General features: G+C 63.5%; 5 protein-coding genes and 1 pseudogene. 5 read left to right on the top strand and 1 reads right to left on the bottom strand.

Annotated elements, in window-relative coordinates; genetic code table 11:
• Positions 1–292 (bottom strand): annotated as a pseudogene (locus tag B3873_RS20320) (FUSC family protein); the annotation flags it as partial.
• Positions 293–424: 132 nt separating this feature from the next.
• On the opposite strand from B3873_RS20320, the gene B3873_RS20315 reads away from it, so the two are divergent.
• The 5 genes from B3873_RS20315 to B3873_RS20295 form a co-directional block, all read left to right on the top strand.
• Complete coding sequence (locus B3873_RS20315) at positions 425–1162, top strand: FCD domain-containing protein (protein WP_286868630.1); 738 nt, start codon at positions 425–427, stop codon at positions 1160–1162.
• Between the two features lie 25 nt (positions 1163–1187).
• Positions 1188–2339 (top strand): FMN-dependent L-lactate dehydrogenase LldD, encoded by a 1152-nt coding sequence (lldD, locus tag B3873_RS20310; protein WP_286868629.1) that lies wholly within the window; start codon positions 1188–1190, stop codon positions 2337–2339.
• A gap of 423 nt (positions 2340–2762) precedes the next feature.
• Positions 2763–3491 (top strand): phage tail protein, encoded by a 729-nt coding sequence (locus B3873_RS20305; RefSeq protein WP_232729749.1) that lies wholly within the window; start codon positions 2763–2765, stop codon positions 3489–3491.
• Positions 3492–3725: 234 nt separating this feature from the next.
• Positions 3726–4586: a tetratricopeptide repeat protein gene (locus B3873_RS20300; RefSeq protein WP_286868624.1), complete on the top strand. Its 861-nt coding sequence runs from the start codon at positions 3726–3728 to the stop codon at positions 4584–4586.
• 86 nt (positions 4587–4672) lie between these two features.
• On the top strand, positions 4673–6116 hold a 1444-nt coding region (locus B3873_RS20295), incomplete at its 3' end, for a filamentous hemagglutinin N-terminal domain-containing protein (protein ID WP_286868623.1).

The following is a 6116-nucleotide window of genomic DNA, read 5'->3' as shown; positions in this document are numbered from 1 at the left end:
CCGCCGTGCCTGCCACGGCAAAGCCGCCCAGCAGCCTGCGGCGTTGTGCGTGCGGCCCCGGCGCGTCGCACAGGCAGGTCCAGAAGGCCGCGAACACGGCCCATGCCAGCCAGCGCTGGCCGCTCAGCATCGCAGCCGCCAGCGGCAAGGCAATGGCCACGCCGGCGCGCACGCCTTCCCCGGCATTGAACTGCTCCTGCAACAGCGGGAAGGAACGCAGTTCCAGCCGCCGGGCAATGCGGCGGGCATGGGCAGCGAGCGGACGGGCAGATGAACGGAGCAGGAGTCGCATGGCGAAATACGGAAGTGGTCGGACCACTATGCAAAGGCATTGTGGCGTCCGAGAAGCGAATACTACAATCGACTGCAATTCCTCCCCAAGGATCCTGCAAAGTGGTCCGACCACCAAGAAAGTGAGTTGCCGATGACTGCCTCTCCCCTGGTTGATCGCCTGGCCAGCCTGATTGCCCGGCAAGCGCTGGCACCGGGCCAGAAGCTGCCGTCTGAACGCACGCTGGCGGCCGAGTTCGGGGTGTCGCGTTCGTCCCTGCGCGAGGCCATTGGCGTGCTGGCCAGCCGGGGTGTGCTGGTGGCGCGCCACGGTGGCGGCACCTTCATGGCGGACGACGAGCAGGCGGCGCTGACCGACCCGATTGCCGAGGCCTTGCAGCCGCTGGCTCCACTGGCGCGCAGCGATGCCGGGTACTGGAAGGACGTGGCCGAGATCCGCTTTTCGCTGGAAGGCGATGCGGCCTATTTCGCCGCCCTGCGCGCCAGCGACGACGACAAGCGCCGCCTGCAGCAGGCCTATCTTGCCGTCTCCACCGCGCCGCTCGACGATCTGGCCGCACAGGCGCGCACCGATGCGGCCTTCCATCTCGCCATCGCCCAGGCCTCGCGCAATGTGGTGTTGCGGCAGGTGATGTCGGGGCTGTTGCGGCTGTTGGAGATCAGCATTGCCGACACCCTGCGCCAGCTGTATCGCCTGCCGGACATCGTGGTCCAACTGGATCAGCAGCATCGCCAGATCCTCGATGCCATCCTCGCCGGCCGCGCCGAGGAGGCGCGCCAGCATGCCAATGCGCATCTCGACTTCGTACAGCAGCGCCTGCTGGACATCGAAGAAGCCCCCGCCCGTGCACGGCGTGCCGCTGCCGTTTGATTTCTTTCACGTTACCAGGACCATCATGATCATCTCTTCCACCCACGATTACCGCGAAGCCGCCCGGCGTCGCTTGCCGCGTTTCCTGTTCGACTACATCGACGGCGGTGCCTACGATGAACACACGCTGGCGCGCAATTCGCTGGACCTGCGCCAGCTGGCCTTGCGTCAGCGGGTACTCAAGGAAGTGGGCGAAGTCGATCTCTCCACCACGCTGCTGGGCCAGTCGCTGGCCATGCCGCTGGCGCTGTCGCCGGTCGGCCTGACCGGGATGTACGCCCGGCGCGGGGAAGTGCAGGCGGCCCGGGCAGCGGAGAAGGCGGGCATCCCCTTCACCTTGTCGACGGTGTCGGTGTGCCCGATCGAAGAGGTGCAGCAGGCGGTGACGCGGCCGATCTGGTTCCAGCTGTATGTGCTCAAGGACCGCGGCTTCATGAAGAACGTGCTGGACCGCGCCTGGGCGGCGGGTGTGCGCACGCTGGTGTTCACGGTGGACATGCCGGTGCCGGGCGCACGCTATCGCGACCGCCATTCGGGCATGTCCGGGCCCAACGCGGCGCTGCGCCGCTATCTGCAGGCCGTCACGCATCCGCGCTGGGCGTGGGATGTGGGTTTGCTGGGACGTCCGCATGATCTCGGCAACGTCTCGGCCTATCTCAACAAGAAGACCGGACTGGAAGATTACGTAGGCTGGCTGGGGGCCAATTTCGATCCGGGCATCGGCTGGCATGACCTGCAGTGGATACGCGATTCCTGGCAGGGCAGCATGCTGTTGAAGGGCATCCTTGATCCCGAGGATGCGCGCGAGGCGGTCCGATTCGGTGCCGATGGCATCGTGGTCTCCAATCATGGCGGCCGCCAGCTGGACGGCGTGCTCTCGACTGCGCGCGCCTTGCCGGAGATCGCCAGTGCGGTGAAAGGGGATCTCGCCCTGCTGGTGGATTCGGGCGTGCGTTCGGGGCTGGATGTGGTGCGGCTGTTGGCATTGGGCGCCGATACGGTGATGCTGGGGCGCGCCTTCATCTATGCGCTGGCCGCAGAGGGGCAGGCCGGGGTGGAGAATGTGCTGAGTCTGTTTGCCAGGGAGATGCAGGTGGCCATGACCTTGACGGGGGCGCGCCGCATTGCCGATATCCGTCCCGATAGCCTGGTGCAGCCTTCGGCAGAGCTGTCCTGAAGTCCTGCGAGGCGGAGATCAAGGTCGTCCGCCAGAAGCGCTTTCATGCAGCGCGTTGCTGTCCTGGCATCGTGTCTGAGCCTGTTCACCGGAGGCGAGATGAAGCGATTTTCTTAATGAAGAGCTCGGAGGCGGAGCGCTGAAGCAGCAAGAAGACACGCGTGAATGATTTGAATCAAACGGCAAAGTAGATTTCTTGCCTTTACCGGAAATTACATTCAGAATTGATTTTGGAATTCAGATCCACAAAGAAAAATATGAAAGGTCTGCTTCCTTTTCCATTAATAACTATACGGGGGTATAGGGGTGAGATCCATTTATCGCAAGTGGTCGACCGTCGGTCTGATGGCCACAACAGCATTCTTCTGGAGTAGCAGCAGCCATGCATGTTCTGACACGCCGGTCCTGGCCAGCGTGTGCATCATGGCCACGCCGGCCACCTACGGCAGCTTCAACAATGCCTATGTTCCTGCTACGGGACAGCTGCTTTCGGTCAATCAGTACGCTGCCTTGTATTCGCTCATCGGCGCTACCTACGGTAGTGAGTCGAATAGCAATTTCAAGCTGCCTGACCTGCGTGGTCGCGTGATCATCGGGGCCAATACCGACGGCACTTTTCCTGCCGGCAAAAAGGGTGGGCAGGCCAGCGTGACGCTGACGATGGACCAACTGCCACAGCATCAGTTCTTCATTCCCTCGGCTGCGGTCAATCTTTCCGGTATCAAGGCCACTACCACCCTCAGCAGCTTGTCGGGTACGGCCGACCTGGCTGGCGTCACCGTCTCCGGTCCACCCACCGGGCTGGTGATCAAGACCGTCTCCGGCAGCGGCGGCCAAGGCACGCCATCGGGGAACTATCTGGGCAAGCCTCCTGCCGCCACAGCGAACCTGTACGCAAACGGTACGCCTGACAGCAACCTCAACAACAATGCCCTCGGTGGCACGATGACGCTCACGGTAGCCGCCGGCAGCACCGCACCGGTCGCTGTGACCGGCAACGCCAATACGACCATTAGTGGCAGCGGTGCCACGACCCCGGGCGTGACCAATACGCTGGGCGGCGGCGTCCCCATTAATTTGCTGCCGCCTTATCTGGCAATGACTTATTACATTGCTGCGAAAAACGGAATTTATCCGTCGCGTGACAATTGAGTCATCAAGAATCAACTTGAATTCACGCTTCAAGTTCTTGTTGGCATTGTTGGTGTTGTTGGTGTTGTTGGTATGAGCAGTGGGCCGCCCAGGCTACCCACTGCTCATCGATTGAGGAAATTCATCGTGTATTTCTTTCGCACCCTTGCGTGGCTTGTCGCACTGGGTTGCTCTTGCCACGCATGGGCCGCCACGCGTGATCTGGGCCAAGCTTTGGCCGGTGCCGATCAGGCCTTGGCCGCCAAGGACTACGCTTCTGCCCATGCGCTCTATAGCCGTGCTGCTGCGGATAATCCCCTGGCGCAGTTCAACCTGGGCTTGTTCGAACGCGAAGGCTGGGGGCGCCCATCGGACCCGGTCGCTGCCTGCCGCTGGTTCGAGCAGGCTGCACAGGCCAATATTCCGGCCGCACAGCAATTCCTGGGCGACTGCTACGCAGGTGGCATTGGTCGCGCAGCCGATGGCGCAGCGGCCGTCCGCTGGTACGTCAAGGCGGCCGAATCCGGCATCGCCTACGCCTGGTGTTCAGCCGGCGAGCTCTACATCGACGGGCGTCTGCTGCCGCGCAACCTCGGGCAGGGCCTCGCGCTGTGCGTGCGTGCGGCGCAAGCCGACTCGTCGTCGGCCATGTTGCGGCTGGGCGATTATTTTCGCGAAGGCCGGCAGCTGCCCCAAGACCTGGAGCGCGCCCGTTACTGGTATCAGCAAGCAGCCGAACGCCACAACCTGGCGGCGCAGTTTCATTTGGGCCTCATGTTGAGTCAGGGGGAGGGCGGGCAAGCGGATTTGCGCCTGGCCTTGTCCTGGCTGGAACGGGCGGCCTCCGAAGGTTATGCGCCGGCTTATCTGCCGGTGGCCGTCCTGTATGCCAACGCTGCGCCTGATCCTGCCACCGGCGCCTTGAGCGCCGACCAGCTGGCCCGGATCTACATGTGGAACAGCGCCGCCAAGGCCACCAGCAAGGATGCGGACCAGCAGGCCCTGATCGAGCGCATTGCGCAACTGGTGCTGGCGGTGATGCCGCCGGCCTGGCGTCCCGAACTGGATCGCCGGGTGGCCGAGCATCTCGCCACATTCAATATCAATAGGCCGTAGTCACCGCGTTGTCAGCGCTTGGTCGCCACTCGACGATCCGGCGCAACGCGGCCATCAGGGGGGAACACATCATGCGCCATGCGTCCATGAACAGAATTTATCGCTTGGTCTGGAGCCATGTGCAACAGGCCTGGGTCATCGTCTCGGAACGCACGCGCGGGCAGGGCAAGAAAGTCTCGCGTCGGCTGGCTGCCGCGGCTGCCTTGTCGGCAGCCAGCGCACTGGCCATGGCCGGGCCCAGCGGAGGGGCGGTCACGGCCGGCAGCGGCAGCATCAGCCAGTCCGGCAATACCACCACTGTCACGCAAGGCAGCCAGAACCTGTCGGTGAACTGGCAATCCTTCAATACCAGCAGTGGGGAGAAGGTCAACTTCGTCCAGCCCTCGGCCAGCGCAATTGCGGTCAATCGCATCCAGGACGTCAACGCCACCCAGTTCATGGGACAGTTGAATGCCAATGGACAGGTCTACCTGATCAATCCCAACGGCATCCTCTTTGGTGCCGGTGCCCAGGTCAACGTCGGCTCACTGGTGGCCTCGACCCTGGACATCAACGATGCCGCGCTGGGCAGCAGCACGCGCAATTTCAGCGGCATGGGCAGCGGCAGCATCGTCAACCAGGGCAGCATCAACAGCGCCAATGGCGGCTATGTCGCCTTCCTCGGCAAGCAGGTTTCCAATCAGGGCAGCATCGCCACGACCGCCGGCACGACCGCCCTGGCTGCAGGCAGTGATGTGACGCTCTCCTTTGCCGGCAATAACCTGGTGAGCTTGCGCGTGAACCAGAGCACGCTCGATAGCCTGTCGGGCAACGGCGGTCTGATCCAGGCCGATGGCGGTACCGTATTGTTGTCGGCAGGTGCGCGCGATGCGGTGCTGGCCAGCGTGGTCAACAACACCGGCATCATCCAGGCGCGCAGCGTGCAGAACGTCAATGGCACCATCGTCTTGGAAGCCGGCAGCCATGGCACGGCGACCAACAGCGGCACACTGGACGCTTCTGGCAGGAGCGCGGGTGAAACCGGCGGAACGGTCAAGCTGCTGGGTGGCACAGTGGCCCAGACCAGCGGCGGCAGGATTGATGTGACGGGCGATGCCGGTGGCGGCACGGCCTATGTGGGCGGCAACTTCCTCGGTGCCGGTCCCGAGCAGAACGCCACCTCGACCACGGTGGCCACCGGCAGCAGCATCGATGCCAGCGCCATCAGCAATGGCGACGGTGGCCGCGTGGCCCTTTGGTCGGATGGCACGACCCGTTTCGACGGTAGCATCGCTGCGCGTGGCGGGGCTTGGTCCGGTAATGGCGGGGCAGTGGAAACATCGGGTGTGAAACTGAAGATCGGCTCCACCGCCTCGGTCAATACCCTGGCACCACGCGGCAGTGCCGGCAACTGGCTGCTCGATCCTTCCGACATCAAGATCGGCTCCATCGCCTTCTGGGGCAGCAACTACGGTATCGACGTCGATTCGGCCGTGCTCACTGCCGCACTCAACAATGGCAACGTGACCATCAAGACTTCCCGCGCCGGCC

It is taken from the genome of Herbaspirillum sp. UBA812, assembly GCF_002296545.1.
Taxonomy (GTDB): Bacteria; Pseudomonadota; Gammaproteobacteria; order Burkholderiales; family Burkholderiaceae_D; genus Herbaspirillum; species Herbaspirillum huttiense.
The sequence above is the reverse complement of the archived record's forward strand: the minus strand, read 5'-3'. Positions and strand labels throughout refer to the sequence as shown.

Excerpts from the sequence above, each read along its gene's own strand:
- B3873_RS20315 (WP_286868630.1), top strand. The coding sequence starts at position 425 with ATGACTGCCTCTCCCCTGGTTGATCGCCTGGCCAGCCTGATTGCCCGG.
- lldD (WP_286868629.1), top strand. The coding sequence starts at position 1,188 with ATGATCATCTCTTCCACCCACGATTACCGCGAAGCCGCCCGGCGTCGC.
- B3873_RS20305 (WP_232729749.1), top strand. The coding sequence starts at position 2,763 with ATGGCCACGCCGGCCACCTACGGCAGCTTCAACAATGCCTATGTTCCT.